Genomic DNA, 17,168 nt, shown 5'->3' on the forward strand with positions numbered 1-17,168 from the left:
ACAACTGACCTGTTTCAGGAGTACGGAAAATGTTCGATTTCTTCAGCAATCCCCTGAACGTACTGCATCTGTCGAGCAAAGTGCTGGGCGTCGGCCTGGTCATGCTGCTGGCCGGCATCTATGGCGCCTACCTGTACAACGGCCATCTGCCGATTGTCGCGCTGGTGTCGATGCATGCCATGACCATCATCGGGCCGACCCTGCTCAAAATCGGTTATGTGATGCGTCTGCTGGCCCAGCATCGTCTGGGAATAAGTCTGGCAAGGGTGGTGGCGTAATGCGCAGACTTGCCGCTGCCCCGGTCTTCAGTCTCGGCTTTCGTCCCTTTTTCCTGGCCGGTGCCGGTTTCGCTGCAATCGCGGTGGCGATCTGGGCGTTGTGGTTGTATGGCCGACTGCCCGGCGCGCAACCCGTTGGCGGCATGCTGGCCTGGCATCGGCATGAAATGCCGTTTGGTTTTGCCACGGCGATCATCGCCGGGTTCCTGCTGACCGCCGTGCCCAACTGGACGGGGCGTCCTGGCCTCAATGGCTGGCCGCTGATCGGCCTGGTACTGGTGTGGCTGCTGGCGCGATTTGCCTGGTTACTGCCCATTCCCGATGGGCTGTTGTTGCTGGTGCAAGTGCCTTTTCTTCCGTTGCTGGCCTGGGCGATCGGGCGGGATCTGGTCGCGGCGGGCAAGCGTGACAATTATCCGGTGTTGTTGGTGATCGCGTTGATGGCCGGCGCTCAAGGCATGACCTTGTGGGGCATCGCGGTGGATGATGCGGGTCTGCAACGGCGTGGTGTACTGGCGGCCTTGTGGTTGGTGGCGGCGCTGATGACCGTGATTGGCGGGCGGGTCCTGCCGTTCTTTATCCAGCGCGGCTTGAACCGGGCTGCTGCCTGTGCCGCTCAAGCATTGCCCACTCGGGTCTTGTTGCTGTGCAGCCTGTTCGCTGCGGTGTCCTTCGCCGGTGGGTTGAATGACGGCCCCAGGCCTTGGCTGGCGCTGTTGTTTGGGTTGATGGGCGTGTTGCACCTGCTGCGTTTGTGGCGCTGGCATGATCGGGGCATTTGGCGGGTGCCGCTGCTCTGGTCGCTGTATCTGGCGTATGCCTGGTTGATGGTTGCGGCGCTGGCGATGGCACTGTGGCACGCGGGCGTCATGCCGCAGCAAAGTCTGGCTACGCATGCACTGGCTGTTGGTGGTATCGGTGGATTGATTCTGGCCATGATTGCCCGGGTCAGCCTTGGTCATACGGGGCGCTTGTTGCAACCTTCGAGTCTTGTGGTGTTGGGGTTTGCGTTGTTGTTGATTGCGGCTGTGTGTCGGGTGTTTCTGGTGCCTTTTTCCGGGTTTGGGTTGGCGCTCTCGGCGTTGTTTTGGAGTGGTGCTTTTGTGCTGTTTCTTGCTCGGTATACCGGTATTTTGCTCAAGCCCAGGTGTTGATTTTTTGAGGCTTGGCGTTGGGTTGGGTTGGGTTGGGTTGGGGGCATATCCGTTTTTCTGGTGATGGCGGATATTGGTTCCGCCCTGACGGCGGGTTACTTGGAAAAGCGCCAAGTAACCAAGCGCTTGCGCCCCTGACGTACGGTGCCTCGCCTAGGCTCGGCATTCCCTCACTCCGGTCCTGCTCCGTGGGCCCGCCGCCATCGGCCATCCATGGCCGGGGGCGGCTAACCCGGCATCCATGCCGGGTTGCCCACTGCGCAGAACCTGCGTTCGGCCTCCCGACGGGGCAGATCACGATCAAGATCAAAAGCGGAAGGCGAGCTAACGCTCGACCTGATGAGTGGTGAGGAGCAACAGCGGTGCGCTGATCTGCTTTTTGTGGGAGTGAGCCTGCTCGCGATGTTGTTGCTGTTGATCGTTCCCACGCTCCGCGTGGGAATGCCGCCGGGGACGCTCTGCGTCCCAACTATCGACACCAGACTTGAGTCTTGCGCAAGGGTGACGCGGAGCGTCACGGGATGCATTCCCACGCAGAGCATGGGAACGATCAGGACGCGCAAGCGTTGAAGAATCAGGTCGGCCGGTAGGCCGCCTCGCTTTGCTTTTGCAGTGCACGCCGCCTCGAGAGGCCGAGTGGAGGTTCTGCGCAGTGGGCAACCCGGCATGGATGCCGGGTTAGCCGCCCCCGGCCATGGATGGCCGATGGCGGCGGGCCCACGGAGCAGGACCGGAACGAGGGCATGCCGAGCCTTAGCGAGGCACCGAACGTCAGGGGCAAAAGCGCTTGGTTACTTGGCGCTCTTCCAAGTGACCCGCCGTCAGGGCGGAACCAATATCCGCCATCACCAAAAAAACGGATATACACCCAATCCCAATCCCAATCCCATCAAGACCCAACCGTGACCGATGGTCGATGAACCCCTCTCGCCCGGCATTTTGCGCTTAGCTGTATGGATAACCCAAGCGCGCATAGCCATCTTCATCACCACAGCGACGCCCCTCCAGAACACCGTGAGTCTGAGGAAATTCACAATGCTGACCCTGAACATCAACGGCAAGGACCAAGAGCTCGATGTCCCCGCAGACATGCCATTGCTCTGGGTCCTGCGCGACGTCGCGCACCTCACCGGGACCAAATTCGGTTGCGGCATGGCCCAGTGCGGCGCCTGCACCGTACACATCGACGGCGCACCACTGCGCTCCTGCATCACCCCCGTCACGGCAGTCGCCCACGGCCAAAAAATTCTCACCATCGAAGGCCTCTCCACCGACGGCTCGCACCCGGTGCAGCAAGCCTGGGCCGAACTCGACGTGGTGCAGTGCGGTTACTGCCAGTCCGGACAAATCATGTCCGCCGCCGCATTGCTGGCCAAGATCCCCAAACCCACCGACAGCGACATCGACCAGGCGCTCTCCGGCAACATCTGCCGCTGCGGCACCTACCCAAGGATCCGTGCCGCGGTCAAACGCGCGGCCGAGATCGGTTGATGTCACGTTGAAGGGAGTCTGAACATGAACAGCATCAACCCTGTGTCACGCCGCAGTTTCCTCAAGGGCAGCGCCGCATTGGGCGCGGGTCTGGTGGTGGCGTTCGTCATCCCCGGCGCTCATCGCTTTGCTCTGGGGGCGGAGAATGAAGGCAATGTTTTTGCGCCGAATGCTTTCCTGCGCATTGGCAATGACAACACCGTCACCGTGCTGCTCGGCCATTCGGAAATGGGCCAGGGCATCTGGACCGGCCTGACCATGTTGATCGCCGAAGAGCTGGACGCCGACTGGTCGAAGATCCGCGTCGAGCATTCACCCGCTTCGGCGGCGGACTATGGCATGGCGGGGTTCGGCGGGATGCAGATCACCGGCGGCTCGACCTCGACCTGGATGGAATTCGACCGCTATCGGCAGGCCGGCGCGGCGGCGCGCTTGATGCTGATCCAGGCGGCGGCCAAGCGCTTCAACGTTGCGCCCTCCGAGATTCATACCGAATCAGGCGTGGTGGTTGCCGGCGACAAGCGTGCGACCTACGGCGAGCTCGCGGATGACGCAGGCAAGCTGCCAGTGCCGGATCCCGCGTCAATCAAGTTCAAGGATGCCAAGGACTGGAAAGTCATCGGCAAACCCACCAAGCGCCTGGACACCCCGGAGAAAATCACCGGCCGCGCCAAGTTCGGCATGGACGTGCAGTTCGACGGCTTGATGACGGCCATGGTGGCCCGTTCGCCGGTGTTCGGTGGCAGCGTCAAATCTTTCGAGGGTGCCGAAGCGCTGGCGGTGCCAGGCGTGCATAAAGTGGTGCAAGTGCCTACTGGCGTGGCGGTGATTGCCGATCATTACTGGGCTGCGAAGCTTGGGCGCGATGCGTTGAAGGTCGAGTGGGACCTGGGGCCGAACACCGGTCTCGACAGCCAGCAACTGCTGGAAACTTTCCGCAAGCTCGCGGCCACTCCCGGCATTTCGGCGAGCAAGGCCGGTGATACGGCCGCCGCTTTGGGCAAAGCGGTCAAGACCATCGACGTCGAGTACAGCGTGCCGTACCTGGCCCACGCACCGATGGAACCGCTCAATTGCACTGTGAAAATCAGCAAGGACAAGTGCGAGATCTGGACCGGCACGCAGTTCCAGACGCTGGATCAGATGATCGCGGGCAAGATCACCGGGCTCAAGCCTGAAAAGGTGGAAATCCACACCGAATTTCTCGGCGGCGGTTTCGGCCGCCGGGCCAATCCGACCTCGGATTTTGTCGCTGAAGCCGTGCAAGTGGCCAAGGCAGCGGGCGAACCGGTGAAAACCGTCTGGTCGCGGGAGGACGACATCCGCGGCGGCTATTACCGCTCGGCGTTCTTGCATCAGGCTCGAATCGGCCTGGACGCCGACGGCATGCCCCTGGCCTGGAAGCATGTGATGGTCGGTCAGTCGATCATGGCCGGCACCATGCTCGAGGCAACGATGGTCAAGGACGGCGTCGACAAGACCTCGGTCGAAGGCGTCGCCGACAGTCCGTACCTTGAAGGCCTGGCCAATCATCAAGTGGAACTGCACTCGCCGAAAACCGGCATCAACGTGCTGTGGCTGCGTTCGGTGGGGCACAGCCACACGGCGTTCGTCATGGAATCGTTGATCGACGAATTGGCGGAGGCGGCCGGCAAGGACCCGGTGGAATATCGACGCACCTTGCTCAAGGCGCATCCGCGGCACCTGGGCGTGCTCAACCTTGCTGTCGAGAAAGCCAACTGGACGGCGCCTCTGCCGGACGGCCACGCGTTGGGGGTGGCGGTGCATGAGTCCTTCGGCAGTTACGTGGCACAGGTGGCTGAAGTGTCCCAGGACAACCTGGCGATTCGAGTGCATCGGGTGGTGTGCGCAGTGGATTGCGGGATTGCCGTCAACCCGATGAGCATCGCCGCACAGATGGAATCCGGCATCACCTTCGGGCTCGGGTTCACCTTGCACAGCAAGCTGACGCTGAAGAACGGGCAGGTCGTGCAGTCCAATTACCATGATTATCAAGTGCTGCGGCTGAACGAAATGCCGGTGGTCGAAGTGCACATCGTGCCGAGCACCGAAAGGTCCGGAGGGATCGGCGAGGCCGGCGTCCCACCCACGGCGCCGGCGGTGGCCAGCGCGGTGTTCGCCCTGACCGGGCAACGCCTGCGGGAACTGCCGTTGCAACTGTCGGGGGTGTGAAATGAGACGACATCTGATTCTGGGCGCGGTGGTGCTGGTCGGTCTGGTCAGCTACGCCGAGGACCTGTTTGCCGATGACAAGGAAGCCATAAAGGCGTTTGAAACGGTGCAGAAGTTGTTCCAGAGCCCGCGCTGCCAGAACTGCCATATCCCGGGGGACTCACCGTTGCAGTTCGACGCCGGCATCCCCCATGCGATGAATGTCGTTCGCGGGATGGACGGCAAGGGCGCGGCGGGTTTGCCCTGTGCGACGTGTCATGCCGACAGTAATCCGCCCGCCAGTTACGGGCCCCATGCCCCACCGGGAGCGCCGCATTGGAGCTTGCCGCCTGCGGCGCACAAAATGGCCTGGATCGGGCTGCCGGCCGACCGTTTGTGCGCAATGATCAAGGATCGCGCCAGCAATGGTGATCGGGATTTCGCCGCGCTGATCAAGCATGTCAGTGACGACAAACTGGTGCTATGGGGCTGGAACCCCGGAGAAGGAAGGGCGCCGGTGCCGGTGCCACACGACATTTTCGTCACCCAGTTCAAGCTCTGGGCGGACGCAGGAGGGCCATGTCCGGTGGAGGGCAGTTGACCGGCGGTCCGGTAACAGGGAGTCATACCGGGTATGCACCACTCTAAAGTACATACCCGTCACTGGAGTGAGTCATGCTGATCCCAGGCAAACCGGTCAAAAACGGCGCGTGCGCAGACACATTGCGTTCGCCACAACAGGAACGCCAACAGCTGCGCGACCTGGCCCGTATGGCCGAGCAAGAATTGATGGGCGTGCAGATGGCGAGCATGGACGAGTTGACGCTGCTGCCCAACCGTCACGGCTTCACCGCGCTGGCCGAACAGGGGCTAAACGCCTGCCAGCAGATGGGCAAGCCGGCCACGCTGCTGCTGTTCAACCTCGATGACTTCAAGCACATCAACTACCTCTACGGACACGCCGAGGGCGACAACGCGCTCAAAACCTTCGCGGATGTGCTGCGAATCGCCTTTCGCGAAAGCGATGTGATCGGCCGTCTGGGCAGCGACAAATTCGTTGCCTTGCTGACAGGCTCGAGTGCCGTGGAAATAGCGGCGATCAGGGCGCGCCTCGAAGAAATACTCGAAGAGCGCAACGCCACGGTGCATCGCGCTTATGACCTGCACTTCAGCATCGGCCAGATCGAGGTCGACCCGTTACTGCATGACACGGTGGATCAATTGCTGGCCGCGGCCGATGCGTTCACTTGGCAAACAGTTGGCTGATGTCTTTGAATGCCTTGAATTCCAGCGCATTTCCGCAGGGGTCGAACAGAAACATCGTCGCTTGCTCGCCCACCAAACCCTGAAAGCGAATGCCCGGTTCGATCACGAATCGGGTGTCGCGATCTTTCAATCGCTGCGCCAGGGCTTCCCACTCTTTCATTCCCAGCACTACGCCGAAATGCGGCACGGGCACGTCATGACCGTCCACTGCATTGGTGTGTGCCGCTTCCTGAGACGCGTTTTTCGGCGCCAAGTGGATCACCAGTTGATGGCCAAAAAAGTTGAAGTCGACCCAATGGTCACTGGAGCGGCCTTCTTCCAGGCCAAATACTTCGGCGTAGAAATTCCGGGCGGCGGCCAGGTCATACACCGGAATAGCTAGGTGAAAAGGGGAGAGCTGCATTGGTTTTGCCTCGGATGTGTCGGGAGTGAGGCTGAGTTTAGCGCTGTGCTTTTTGATTGAAAGACGATAGTTTTTGCATCGAGCTCAAATTATTTCGATCAATCGAGAACGCCATGCTGCGCGAACTGAAAACTTTCATTGCCGTTACGCGCTTCGGCACGTTTGCGGCGGCCGGAATGCATATCGGGCTGACTCAGTCGGCGGTCAGTGCGCAGATGCGCAATCTGGAACAGGCGCTGGGCATTCGTCTGTTCGATCGCACCGGGCGCCAGGCGATCCTCAATGCGGCGGGGCAACGGGCGTTACCGATGGCGCGGGAGATCCTTGAAACGTTCAGTCGGATGGCGGTCAGTGAGGATGTCAGTGAATACCGTGGCGAATTGAAGATTGGCGCGGTGGCCACGGCGCAGACCGGCTTGTTGCCGCAGGCATTGGTGCGATTGCGTCAGCAGGCGCCGTTGCTTGAGCCCAAACTCGTGCCAGGTGTGTCGTTGAATTTGTTGAGTCAGGTGGACACTGGGGAGGTGGACCTGGCGATTCTGATCAAGCCCCCGTTCGACTTGCCTAAAGAGCTGTCAGCGCAGGTTATCCGCCGGGAAGCCTTTGTATTGATCGTGCCGCCGGACCTCGAAGGCGATGACCCGTTACAGATTCTCGCGAGTCATCCTCATGTGCGTTACGACCGCAATTCGTTTGGTGGGCGCCTGGTCACGCGGTTTCTGCGTGAACAGCAGATTGATGTGCAGGTGGCGCTGGAGCTGGATGAGCTGGAAGCCATCGTGAAAATGGTCGAATGCGGACTCGGCGTTTCGTTGCTGCCCGAAGCGGGGTTGTGGCTGGACTATGGGGCGAAGGTCAGGATCATCCCGCTGGGCGATTTGACGTTCTATCGCGAAATCGTCCTGTTACAGCGCTACAGCCAGCGCGCACAGCCGATCCAGCAGTTGTTCGCCGAGTGCCTGAATTGCGCGTCAGTCGACCATGATGCTGCCATCGGCCTGCTGACGGTAGAGGGTGTAGGGCAGCAATAACGTATCGAGCGCACCGGATAGAACCACGTCGATCAGCACAATGGCCGGAGCGTTGTCATGCACTTCGGCATCCCGTCCTTTTTCCAGGGGCGCATTCAGTATGCAGAAATCGTAAGTCACACCGCTGTAGATTCGCGGAACGGCGCCGCAGTAGCTTTTGCGCTCCTTGAGACTCTTCGCCGCCACTTCGTCACCGCGCATCACTGTTTGTACCGTACCGCAACCCGCGAGCATCAATGCCGCGAGTAAAACCGCCTGAGTTTTCATACCGCCAATCCTTCGCCGGAAAACCGTCAATCTACGCGTTTCACATCAAAACATCACTCACGCCATTGGGGGCAAGCGGCGTTTGACCGGGGTCTTTTTGACAATGGCGGTGTTGGTTTCAGCGTGGGTGTTGAGGCGGTCGAGCAGGGTGTCCAGTTGCTCCATCGAACGCACATGCAGGCGCGCGATGAAGCAGTCGTCGCCGGTGACTTTGTCGCATTCGGTGAATTCGGGGATGGCCTGGATTTGCCGCTCCACTTCCTGCAACTGACCCGGCAGCGGGCGGATGCGCACGATGGCCTGGAGTTGATAACCAAAGCATTTTGGATCGATCTCGACGGTGTAGCCCTTGAGCACGCCACGCTCCTCCAGACGACGCAGACGCTCGGCAACGCTGGGCGATGACAGGCCGCTGATGTTCGCCAAGGCCTTGAGCGAGCGGCGTGAGTCTTCCATCAAGGCGCTGATCAGCACTTGGTCGATGTCGTCGGTCATGGCAAAACCTCTGTTAGGCGGTTGAGGGAATATGCCTTGATAAAAAAGGCAGAAACCGAGTTTAGCCTGCTTTTTGCGCTGGAGAAGGCCTGCGCCGGATTGGCATACTTTGGCCTCAAACAGAGGAGTCTGATGATGGACAAAACAATACGTCGCGGTTCATTTGAAATGACCGCCGCCATGCTGATTTCCGGGACCATCGGCTGGTTTGTGCTGGTGTCCGGGCAACCGGTGCTGGACGTGGTGTTCTGGCGTTGCGTGTTCGGCGCCGGCACGCTGTTGCTGATCTGCGCGGCATTCGGTTTCCTGCGTCCAGGCATTCTGACCCGCACCACGTTCTGGCTGGCGGTGCTCAGCGGCGTCGCGATTGTCGGCAACTGGTTGCTGTTGTTCGCCTCTTATTCCCGTGCATCGATTGCCATCGGCACGGCGGTTTATAACGTTCAGCCGTTCATGCTGGTCGGGTTGGCTGCGCTGTTCCTCGGCGAGAAGATCACCCTGCAGAAACTGTTCTGGCTGGGCGTTTCGTTTCTGGGAATGCTGGCGATTGTCAGCGCTCATGGCGAGCAGGGTGCGAGCGGCAACGATTACCTGATGGGGATCGGGCTGGCACTGGGTGCGGCGTTTCTTTATGCGATTGCAGCACTGATCATCAAGCACCTGACCGGCACGCCACCGCATTTGATCGCGCTGATCCAGGTCAGCACCGGCGTGCTGTTGCTGGCGCCATTCGCGCACTTTTCAGCGTTGCCGCAGGCACCCGGTGCCTGGGGCAGCCTGGGGCAGCCTGGTGACGCTGGGCATTTTCCACACGGGCGTGATGTATGTGCTGCTGTACGGTGCGATTCAAAAGTTGCCGACAGCACTGACCGGAGCGCTGTCGTTCATCTACCCGATTGCGGCGATTTTCGTCGACTGGTTTGCCTTCGGCCACCGCCTCGATCCGCTGCAATGGATCGGTGTCGCGGCGATTCTGCTGGCCGCTGCCGGCATGCAGCAAGGCTGGGGCCTGAAGGTTCGTCGCACGGTTACCTCATAAAACGCGCATCAGATGCTCCAGCGCGGCGCAGTCTTCGCCAAGCGCTGGCGCATCTCGCCGATATTCAAGGCGAACTGACGGATCAGTAACCGATAACCATCCAGCGGGTTGTACACCGGCGCTTCGAGACTGGAATTAACCGGCAAGTCGATAGGGCGATTCAGTCGTTGCGACGCGCCGGTTTTCAGCGCTCGGGCCATGCCGATCAATTGCACCCGAATCTGCCGGTGTTCGGCTTTCAAAGACGATTGCAGGTGCGCCATGGCGTCGGGGTCATTGGCATCCGGTCGGGTGTTACCGAGGATTTCCAGGGTGCTGACGCACATCCGCAAGTTACGCTGGATCGCATCGAGTTCGGTCATGGAAATCTTCACTTCCTTGGACACCGACGGCATCAGCGAGCGCAATTGCACCATTACTGTATTCAAGCGATTCATGAGTTTGAGGTGTTCGTCGTCACTGACCGGTTGGCCATTGATGATGCGCCCGTAAATCGTCGCGCAATCGCGCAGCGAATCCGCGAGGTTGTAGCGCCAGGAATAGACCGCATACAGCGGCAGGGCGAAGGAAAACGCCAGGGCCAGGGCGATGCCGATCAGAATATCCACCCCGCGCCACAGGCCATCGGTGACAGGGTTGTCTCCGTGCCCGGCGACGATAAACACGGTAATCGCCGACAGCAGCGCCGTGTAACCGCCCTTGCCAATGGCGTGGTACGAGAAGAACCCGCACACCACCGACATCGCAAAATAGGTCAGCCACGGCATGCCAAGCCAGGCTTGTTGCGCCACCAGTAAAAGCCCGACACCCGCACCGATCAGGGTGCCGATGGCGCGTTCGGCGGCTTTTTTGCCAATGTTGCCGTGGTGCTGCAAGCCGCCGATCACCACCAGCATCGTCACCGACGCCCACTCACCGTGGGGCAGGTGGATGCCGGTGGTCAGCAGGATCGTCGCCAGCAATCCGAGCGATACGCGCACCGCGTGGATCAGTTTCGCGTGGCGATAGCGCCGATACGGGTCCAGCAGCGGACGCAGTACACGGCGCAGCAGTGGTGGCAGTCGGTTGGCTCTGAATGTGCTCAGGCTCGGTGTCCTCAGAAAATGTAATCGGTGGTCAGGAAGCTTGAACTGCGTCCGCTGATGATTTCACTGATGAGTTCCTTGTTGGTTTCCTGGAACTTGGTCGCCACCAGCGTGCGGATCGAAAACACCCGCAGCGCATCATGTACCGACAGCGTGCCTTCGGCTGAGTTCTTGCGGCCGTTGAACGGGTAGGTGTCCGGGCCGCGCTGGCACTGGGCGTTTAGGTTGATCCGCCCGACCTGGTTGGCAAAGGTGTCCACCAAACGCCCGACGGCCACCGGGTTGGTGCCGAAGATGCTCAGTTGCTGGCCGAAGTCCGACTCCAGGACGTAGTCGATCACCGTGTCCAGATGACGATAAGGCACGATGGGCACCACCGGGCCGAACTGTTCTTCCTGATAGACACGCATCTGCGGCGTCACCGGAAACAACACGGCAGGATAGAAGAACGACGCCCGGGCCTGACCGCCGTTCGGATTCACCACCGTGGCGCCTTTGCTCACGGCATCCGCCACCAGCGAATGCAGGTAATCGACCTTGCTCGCTTCCGGCAATGGCGTCAGGGCCACGCCGCTGTCCCACGGCATTCCCGGCTTCAGGGTGGCGAGTTTGGCGTTGAATTTCTCGATGAACGACTCGACCACATCTTCGTGGACAAAGAGGATTTTCAGCGCCGTGCAGCGCTGGCCGTTGAACGACAGCGAGCCGGTCACCGCTTCGCTGACCGCGTTGTCGAGGTCGACCTCGGGCAACACGATGCCGGGGTTCTTCGCATCCAGGCCCAATGCCGCGCGCAAGCGGTGCGGTTTTGGGTGGAGTTTTTTCAAGTCGCTGGCGGCTTTGTTGGTGCCGATGAACGCAAAGATGTCGATCTTGCCGCTGGCCATCAGCGCGCTGACGGTCTCGCGACCGCTGCCGTAGATCACGTTGATCACGCCTGCCGGGAAGCTGTCGCGGAAGGCTTCCAGCAATGGCCGAATCAGCAGCACGCCGAGTTTGGCCGGTTTGAACACCACAGTGTTGCCCATGATCAACGCCGGGATCAGCGTGGTGAAGGTTTCATTCAGCGGATAGTTGTAAGGCCCCATGCACAGCGCCACACCCATCGGTACGCGGCGGATCTGCCCAAGCGTGTCCTGCTCCAGCTCGAAACGGCTGGAGCGGCGGTCGAGTTCTTTCAGGGCGTTGATGGTGTCGACGATGTAATCACAGGTGCGGTCGAACTCTTTCTCCGAGTCCTTGAGGTTCTTGCCGATCTCCCACATCAGTAGCTTGACCACGGCTTCACGTTGTTCGCGCATCCGGCTGAGGAAGGTTTCGACGTGCTGGATGCGTTCGGCCACCCGCATGGTCGGCCACAAGCCCTGGCCCCGGTCATAGGCGCGGACGGCGGCATCGAGCGCGGTCAGCGCGGTCTCGGCGTCGAGCAACGGCGTGCTGCCGAGGATCACTTGTTCATCGCCATTGGCACCGGTCAGGTACACCGGGCTGCGGACCTGGGCGAGGGGCCCGGACCAGGTTTTCAGTTCGCCGTCGACCAGGTATTCACGTTGCTCGGTCTGGCCGTCGAGGCGGTATTTTTCCGGAATGTCGGCGTGGCTCGGGAACAGGTTGTCGAGAATGTTGGCTGTGGTCATGTCGCTACCCCGTCTGGATTGGGTGACTGATGAATCGTTTTAGCAGACCTCGGCCCCGCTTGTCATGACTCATCTCATCGTTTTGTGGCTCAGGGTTTCTACCCTCAACCCACTCGCGTCGGTGCCTTCGTGTTGACCTGTGCTTGAGCACAATGAAAAAGGTGGCCCCGTCGAGGGATGCCGTCAACCCGCAAATCCCGTATGGGGTGCACACAAATGCTCATCCCCGGTTAAACTCAGCGCTCTTTTTAAGGAGTTCATATGAGTTATTACCAGCCGGGCATTCTCGCCACCCCTGTTCCGCCACAAGCCCGTCATATGTTCTTCGCCCTCGAATCCGCCGAAGCCTTGCCGGCCGCGCTCGATAACCTGGCGCAACTGGTGGACGGGAAATCGGCGGTGGTCGGTTTTGGTGAGTCCCTGGTCAAGGCGCTGCACGCTGAAGTCGAAGGCCTGCGGGCGTTCCCGGCGCTGGCCGGTGTCGGCGTCGATAACCCGTCGACCCAGCACGCGCTCTGGTGCTGGTTGCACGGCGTCGACCGCGGTGAATTGCTCAATCGCAGCAACGCCATCGAAGCCGCACTGGCACCGGCCTTGCGCCTGGTGCAGATGAACGAAACCTTCCGCCACCAGACCGGCCACGATTTGACCGGTTACGAAGACGGCACTGAAAACCCCCACGATGAAGCCGCGGTGGCTGCCGCGCTGTTGGGCGAAGGTGCAGAAGGCCTGGTCGGTGGCAGCTTTGCCGCGATCCAGCAGTGGCAGCATGACCTCAGGGGCTTTCACGCCATGGCGCCCCATGAGAAAGACAACATCATGGGCCGCCGCCTGATCGACAACGAGGAAATCGACGACGCGCCGATTTCGGCCCACGTCAAACGCACCGCTCAGGAAAGCTTTGCCCCTGAAGCGTTTGTGGTCCGTCGTTCGATGCCGTGGATCGAAGGCGATCGCGCCGGCCTGATGTTCCTGGCGTTCGGCTTTTCCCTCGATGCCTTCGAAGCCCAGTTACGCCGCATGAGCGGCCTGGAAGACGGCATCACCGACGGCTTGTACCGTATCAGTCGCCCAATCACCGGCGGCTACTACTGGTGCCCGCCGCTCAAGGACGGCCATCTGGACCTGCGCGCCTTGCGCGTCGGCTAACCATCAAGGAGTGATTATGGACGTGGTGCGCTGGGGCATGATCGGCTGTGGCAGCGTCGCCGAGCGCAAGAGCGGGCCGGCCTTCTACAAGGCACCTGGCTCGGCGTTGGTGGCAGTGATGGGACGGCGTCTGGAGGCGGTCAGCGATTACGCCGCACGCCACGGCATCGCCCGGATCTACACCGATGCCGAAGCGCTGATCAATGATCCCGAGGTGGACGCGGTGTACATCGCCACGCCACCCGACAGTCACCACGCCTACAGCTTGCAGGTGGCTGCGGCCGGCAAACATTGCTGCGTCGAGAAACCCATGTCACTGAATGCCAGGCAGAGTCGCGAGATGCAAAAGGTCTTTGCTGACGCCGGACTTAACCTGTTTGTTTCCTATTACCGACGTTCGTTGCCGCGCTTTCAACAAGTGCGGCGATGGCTGGAGGAGGGGCGGATCGGTGAAGTGCGGCACCTGACCTGGACACTCACCAAAGCGCCGTCGCCCGCCGATCTGAGCGGCACGGACAACTGGCGCACCGATCCGGAGATTGCCGGCGGCGGTTACTTCGCTGACCTGGCCAGTCATGGCTTTGACCTGTTTCAGTACCTGCTGGGTGACATCGTCGACGTCGCCGGTTTCACTGCGCGGCAGGCAGGTTTGTATGCCGCCGAAGACGCTGTCAGCGCCAGTTGGCGGTTTGCGTCGGGCGCGACGGGCATGGGCTGCTGGAACTTCGTGGCGGATCGACGCGAAGACCGGGTCGAGTTGATCGGCAGCCGAGGACGGATCAGCTTCTCGGTGTTCGATGAGCATCCGCTGCAGCTTGAAGCCGATGAGAACCTCAGCCTGCACATCGACCATCACGAGCATATCCAGTGGCATCACGTGCTCGGCATGAACGCGCATATCCGTGGTGAAGCGCAGCATCCGGCCGTGGCCGGGCAGGCGTTGAAAACTGATTGGGTGATGGATCAGATTCTTGGGCGTGGCTGATACATAGGCAAAAGATCGCAGCCTCGTTTCACTCGACAGCTCCTACAGGGTTTTGCGTTGATCTGTAGGAGCTGTCGAGTGAAACGAGGCTGCGATCTTTCGATCTTCTAACCTTATGCTTAATCAGTATTTCTCAATCCCCGTAGCGGCTCTCTAAGATCACGTCATAACTCGTTATAACAAGTGATCTTCATGACCGATAACGTTCTATCCCTCAGCCCGCTTTCCCACAGCAGTATTCCGCTGCACACCCAACTGCGCGATGTGCTGCGCGCCCGTATCCTCGACGGCGAATACCCGCAAGACAGCCAGATGCCCTCCGAAAGCGAGCTCGGCGCGTTGTTCAAAGTCAGTCGCATCACCGTGCGCCAGGCCTTGGGCGATCTGCAAAAGGAAGGGCTGATCTTCAAGATTCATGGCAAGGGCACTTTCGTCGCCAAGCCCAAGACCTTCCAGAACGTCAGCACCCTGCAAGGCCTGGCCGAGTCCATGACCGGTCGCGGCTACGAGGTAATCAACCGCCTGCGCAGTTTCAAATTCATTGCCGCCGACAAGCTGGTCGCCGAGCGTTTGCACGTCGCCGAAGGTGAAACCGTGGCGCAGATCAAACGGGTGCGGTTGATCAATCGCGAGCCGATTTCGCTGGAAATCACCTACCTGCCCAAAGCCCTCGGTGAGCGGCTGGAGAAGGCCGATCTGGTGACCCGCGACATCTTCCTGATCCTTGAGAACGACTGCGGCCTGGCCCTCGGCCACGCCGATCTGGCCATCGACGCGGTGCTGGCTGACAGCGACCTGACCCAGGCGCTGAACGTCGAACCCGGCTCGCCGATCATGCGCATCGAGCGCCTGACCCACGACGCCAGCGGCCAGCCCGTGGACTTCGAACACCTTTACTACCGCGGCGATGCCTTCCAGTACCGCTTGCGGATCGACCGGCAAAAAGGGGATCAGGCATGACCCACAGCTCTATCACCAGAAACACTCTGGAGCAGGAATACGACATCGTCGTGATCGGCGGCGGCACCGCTGGCCCGATGGCGGCGATCAAGGCCAAGGAACGCAACCGCGATCTGCGCGTGCTGTTGATCGACAAGGCCAACGTCAAACGCAGCGGCGCGATCAGCATGGGCATGGACGGCCTGAACAACGCGATCATTCCCGGCCACTCGACGCCGGAGCAGTACACCAAGGAAATCACCATTGCCAACGACGGCATCGTCAATCAGGCGGCGGTCTATGCCTACGCGACCCACAGCTTCGAAACCATCGAGCAACTGGACCGCTGGGGCGTCAAGTTCGAGAAGGATGAGACCGGCGACTACGCGGTGAAAAAGGTCCACCACATGGGCGCCTACGTATTGCCGATGCCGGAAGGGCATGACATCAAGAAAGTCCTGTACCGCCAGTTGAAGCGGGCGCGGGTCAGCATCACCAATCGCCTGGTCTGCACACGATTGCTGACGGATGAAGAGGGCGCCGTCAACGGCGTGATGGGCTTCGATTGCCGCACCGCCGACTTCCATGTGATCAAGGCCAAATCCGTGATCCTGTGCTGCGGCGCGGCCGGGCGCCTGGGGCTGCCAGCCTCCGGCTACCTGATGGGCACCTACGAAAACCCGACCAATGCCGGCGACGGCTATGCCATGGCCTATCACGCCGGGGCCGAGCTTTCGAACCTCGAATGCTTCCAGATCAACCCTTTGATCAAGGACTACAACGGCCCGGCCTGCGCCTACGTCACCGGCCCGCTGGGCGGCTACACCGCGAACAACAAGGGCGAGCGCTTCATCGAATGCGACTACTGGAGCGGCCAGATGATGTGGGAGTTCCACCAGGAACTCGAGAGCGGCAACGGCCCTGTGTTCCTCAAGCTCGATCACCTGGCCGAGGAAACCATCCAGAACATCGAAGAGATTCTGCACAGCAACGAACGCCCGAGCCGTGGCCAGTTCCACGCCAATCGCGGCACCGATTACCGCACGCAAATGGTCGAGATGCACATCTCGGAAATCGGCTTTTGCAGCGGGCATTCGGCGTCCGGCGTGTGGGTCAACGAGAAGGCTGAAACCTCGGTCAAGGGCTTGTACTCGGCGGGAGACATGGCGGCGGTGCCGCATAACTACATGCTCGGCGCGTTCACGTATGGCTGGTTTGCCGGCACCAATGCGGCGGATTTTGTCGCTGGACGCGAGTTTTCAGCGGTCGATGCCGAGCAGGTCGAAACGGAAAAACAACGGGTCTACGCACCACTGGACCGAGAACACGGACTGCCGCCCGCACAGGTCGAGTACAAGCTGCGGCGTTTTGTGAACGATTACCTGCAACCGCCGAAAGTAACCAAAAAGATGCAGATCGGCCTGCAACGCTTCAGCGATATCCAGCGCGATCTCGATCAGATCAAGGCCCACAACGCCCACGAACTGATGCGTGCCATGGAAGTCAGCATGATCCGCGACTGCGCCGAAATGGCTGCCCGCGCGTCCTTGTTCCGTGCCGAAAGTCGTTGGGGGCTTTACCACTATCGCGTCGATCACCCGCAACGCAACGACAGCGACTGGTTCTGCCATTGCCACCTGAAGAAGGGTGAGAACGGCTTGATGACCAGCTTCAAGAAAGCCGTCGAGCCTTACATCATTCCGCTCGATGCCGAAGAAATGCTGGCCTATGACCGGCTGCGGGTCGGTGCCTTCGCGGCCTGAGCATCACTAAAAGA

The 17,168-nt window shown here is 60.6% G+C and carries 16 protein-coding genes and 1 pseudogene; 12 read left to right on the forward strand and 5 right to left on the reverse strand.

What is annotated here, in order from left to right; all coding sequences use genetic code 11:
- Positions 1–29: 29 nt before the first annotated feature.
- The 6 genes from BLQ41_RS19285 to BLQ41_RS19325 all read left to right on the forward strand — a co-directional run bounded on the left by BLQ41_RS19285 (position 30) and on the right by BLQ41_RS19325 (position 6,361).
- The gene (locus BLQ41_RS19285) at positions 30–278 is read left to right on the forward strand and encodes a transmembrane sensor/regulator PpyR (RefSeq protein ID WP_090183324.1); all 249 of its coding nucleotides are present in this window, start codon (positions 30–32) and stop codon (positions 276–278) included.
- Positions 278–1,432 carry an NnrS family protein gene (locus tag BLQ41_RS19290; protein ID WP_090183326.1) on the forward strand — a complete coding sequence of 385 codons (1,155 nt, stop codon included), beginning with the start codon at positions 278–280 and terminating at the stop codon, positions 1,430–1,432. Before BLQ41_RS19285 ends, BLQ41_RS19290 begins: the two co-directional genes overlap by 1 nt.
- Before the next feature lie 1,035 nt (positions 1,433–2,467).
- Positions 2,468–2,923: a (2Fe-2S)-binding protein gene (locus tag BLQ41_RS19310; RefSeq protein ID WP_090183333.1), complete on the forward strand. Its 456-nt coding sequence runs from the start codon at positions 2,468–2,470 to the stop codon at positions 2,921–2,923.
- A gap of 24 nt (positions 2,924–2,947) precedes the next feature.
- Positions 2,948–5,116: a xanthine dehydrogenase family protein molybdopterin-binding subunit gene (locus tag BLQ41_RS19315; protein WP_090183335.1), complete on the forward strand. Its 2,169-nt coding sequence runs from the start codon at positions 2,948–2,950 to the stop codon at positions 5,114–5,116.
- A 1-nt stretch (position 5,117) separates the two neighbouring features.
- Positions 5,118–5,696: a hypothetical protein gene (locus tag BLQ41_RS19320; protein ID WP_090183337.1), complete on the forward strand. Its 579-nt coding sequence runs from the start codon at positions 5,118–5,120 to the stop codon at positions 5,694–5,696.
- Between the two features lie 74 nt (positions 5,697–5,770).
- Positions 5,771–6,361: a GGDEF domain-containing protein gene (locus tag BLQ41_RS19325; protein ID WP_090183339.1), complete on the forward strand. Its 591-nt coding sequence runs from the start codon at positions 5,771–5,773 to the stop codon at positions 6,359–6,361.
- Here BLQ41_RS19325 and BLQ41_RS19330 read toward each other — a convergent pair.
- Complete coding sequence (locus tag BLQ41_RS19330) at positions 6,339–6,764, reverse strand: VOC family protein (RefSeq protein WP_090183340.1); 426 nt, start codon at positions 6,762–6,764, stop codon at positions 6,339–6,341. The genes BLQ41_RS19325 and BLQ41_RS19330 overlap by 23 nt on opposite strands.
- 113 nt (positions 6,765–6,877) lie before the next feature.
- On the opposite strand from BLQ41_RS19330, the gene BLQ41_RS19335 reads away from it, so the two are divergent.
- Positions 6,878–7,795: a LysR substrate-binding domain-containing protein gene (locus BLQ41_RS19335; RefSeq protein WP_231997038.1), complete on the forward strand. Its 918-nt coding sequence runs from the start codon at positions 6,878–6,880 to the stop codon at positions 7,793–7,795.
- Here the strand turns inward: BLQ41_RS19335 and BLQ41_RS19340 are convergent.
- Together BLQ41_RS19340 and BLQ41_RS19345 are read right to left on the reverse strand one after the other, a co-directional pair.
- Entirely contained in the window at positions 7,736–8,062 is a 327-nt protein-coding gene (locus BLQ41_RS19340) for a YceK/YidQ family lipoprotein (protein ID WP_090183343.1), read from the reverse strand. The genes BLQ41_RS19335 and BLQ41_RS19340 overlap by 60 nt on opposite strands.
- Positions 8,063–8,119: 57 nt before the next feature.
- Positions 8,120–8,557, reverse strand: coding sequence for an Lrp/AsnC family transcriptional regulator (locus BLQ41_RS19345; protein WP_090183345.1), 438 nt, complete (start codon positions 8,555–8,557; stop codon positions 8,120–8,122).
- A gap of 135 nt (positions 8,558–8,692) precedes the next feature.
- On the opposite strand from BLQ41_RS19345, the pseudogene BLQ41_RS19350 reads away from it, so the two are divergent.
- Positions 8,693–9,596 (forward strand): annotated as a pseudogene (locus tag BLQ41_RS19350) (DMT family transporter).
- 8 nt (positions 9,597–9,604) lie between these two features.
- Here the strand turns inward: BLQ41_RS19350 and BLQ41_RS19355 are convergent.
- Positions 9,605–10,624, reverse strand: coding sequence for an FUSC family protein (locus BLQ41_RS19355; RefSeq protein ID WP_197678957.1), 1,020 nt, complete (start codon positions 10,622–10,624; stop codon positions 9,605–9,607).
- Between the two features lie 68 nt (positions 10,625–10,692).
- Positions 10,693–12,318, reverse strand: a complete 1,626-nt coding sequence (locus tag BLQ41_RS19360; RefSeq protein WP_090183348.1) for an NADP-dependent glyceraldehyde-3-phosphate dehydrogenase — start codon at positions 12,316–12,318, stop codon at positions 10,693–10,695.
- A 261-nt stretch (positions 12,319–12,579) separates the two neighbouring features.
- Between BLQ41_RS19360 and BLQ41_RS19365 the strand changes: the two genes are divergently transcribed.
- The 4 genes from BLQ41_RS19365 (at position 12,580) to BLQ41_RS19380 (ending at position 17,154) form a co-directional block, all read left to right on the forward strand.
- Complete coding sequence (locus tag BLQ41_RS19365; protein WP_090183350.1) at positions 12,580–13,467, forward strand: Dyp-type peroxidase; 888 nt, start codon at positions 12,580–12,582, stop codon at positions 13,465–13,467.
- A gap of 16 nt (positions 13,468–13,483) precedes the next feature.
- Entirely contained in the window at positions 13,484–14,452 is a 969-nt protein-coding gene (locus BLQ41_RS19370; protein ID WP_090183351.1) for a Gfo/Idh/MocA family protein, read from the forward strand.
- 192 nt (positions 14,453–14,644) lie between these two features.
- Complete coding sequence (locus tag BLQ41_RS19375; RefSeq protein ID WP_090183353.1) at positions 14,645–15,412, forward strand: GntR family transcriptional regulator; 768 nt, start codon at positions 14,645–14,647, stop codon at positions 15,410–15,412.
- Positions 15,409–17,154 carry a fumarate reductase/succinate dehydrogenase flavoprotein subunit gene (locus tag BLQ41_RS19380; protein ID WP_167360497.1) on the forward strand — a complete coding sequence of 582 codons (1,746 nt, stop codon included), beginning with the start codon at positions 15,409–15,411 and terminating at the stop codon, positions 17,152–17,154. The genes BLQ41_RS19375 and BLQ41_RS19380 overlap by 4 nt, the downstream gene beginning before the upstream one ends.
- The last annotated feature ends 14 nt before the right edge of the window (positions 17,155–17,168 follow it).

This window comes from Pseudomonas arsenicoxydans (assembly GCF_900103875.1).
GTDB lineage: Bacteria > Pseudomonadota > Gammaproteobacteria > Pseudomonadales > Pseudomonadaceae > Aquipseudomonas > Aquipseudomonas arsenicoxydans.

Excerpts from the sequence above, each read along its gene's own strand:
- BLQ41_RS19345 (WP_090183345.1), bottom strand. The coding sequence starts at position 8,557 with ATGACCGACGACATCGACCAAGTGCTGATCAGCGCCTTGATGGAAGAC.
- BLQ41_RS19370 (WP_090183351.1), top strand. The coding sequence starts at position 13,484 with ATGGACGTGGTGCGCTGGGGCATGATCGGCTGTGGCAGCGTCGCCGAG.
- BLQ41_RS19315 (WP_090183335.1), top strand. The coding sequence starts at position 2,948 with ATGAACAGCATCAACCCTGTGTCACGCCGCAGTTTCCTCAAGGGCAGC.
- BLQ41_RS19325 (WP_090183339.1), top strand. The coding sequence starts at position 5,771 with ATGCTGATCCCAGGCAAACCGGTCAAAAACGGCGCGTGCGCAGACACA.
- BLQ41_RS19290 (WP_090183326.1), top strand. The coding sequence starts at position 278 with ATGCGCAGACTTGCCGCTGCCCCGGTCTTCAGTCTCGGCTTTCGTCCC.
- BLQ41_RS19340 (WP_090183343.1), bottom strand. The coding sequence starts at position 8,062 with ATGAAAACTCAGGCGGTTTTACTCGCGGCATTGATGCTCGCGGGTTGC.
- BLQ41_RS19330 (WP_090183340.1), bottom strand. The coding sequence starts at position 6,764 with ATGCAGCTCTCCCCTTTTCACCTAGCTATTCCGGTGTATGACCTGGCC.
- BLQ41_RS19360 (WP_090183348.1), bottom strand. The coding sequence starts at position 12,318 with ATGACCACAGCCAACATTCTCGACAACCTGTTCCCGAGCCACGCCGAC.
- BLQ41_RS19365 (WP_090183350.1), top strand. The coding sequence starts at position 12,580 with ATGAGTTATTACCAGCCGGGCATTCTCGCCACCCCTGTTCCGCCACAA.
- BLQ41_RS19335 (WP_231997038.1), top strand. The coding sequence starts at position 6,878 with ATGCTGCGCGAACTGAAAACTTTCATTGCCGTTACGCGCTTCGGCACG.
- BLQ41_RS19285 (WP_090183324.1), top strand. The coding sequence starts at position 30 with ATGTTCGATTTCTTCAGCAATCCCCTGAACGTACTGCATCTGTCGAGC.
- BLQ41_RS19320 (WP_090183337.1), top strand. The coding sequence starts at position 5,118 with ATGAGACGACATCTGATTCTGGGCGCGGTGGTGCTGGTCGGTCTGGTC.
- BLQ41_RS19375 (WP_090183353.1), top strand. The coding sequence starts at position 14,645 with ATGACCGATAACGTTCTATCCCTCAGCCCGCTTTCCCACAGCAGTATT.
- BLQ41_RS19380 (WP_167360497.1), top strand. The coding sequence starts at position 15,409 with ATGACCCACAGCTCTATCACCAGAAACACTCTGGAGCAGGAATACGAC.
- BLQ41_RS19310 (WP_090183333.1), top strand. The coding sequence starts at position 2,468 with ATGCTGACCCTGAACATCAACGGCAAGGACCAAGAGCTCGATGTCCCC.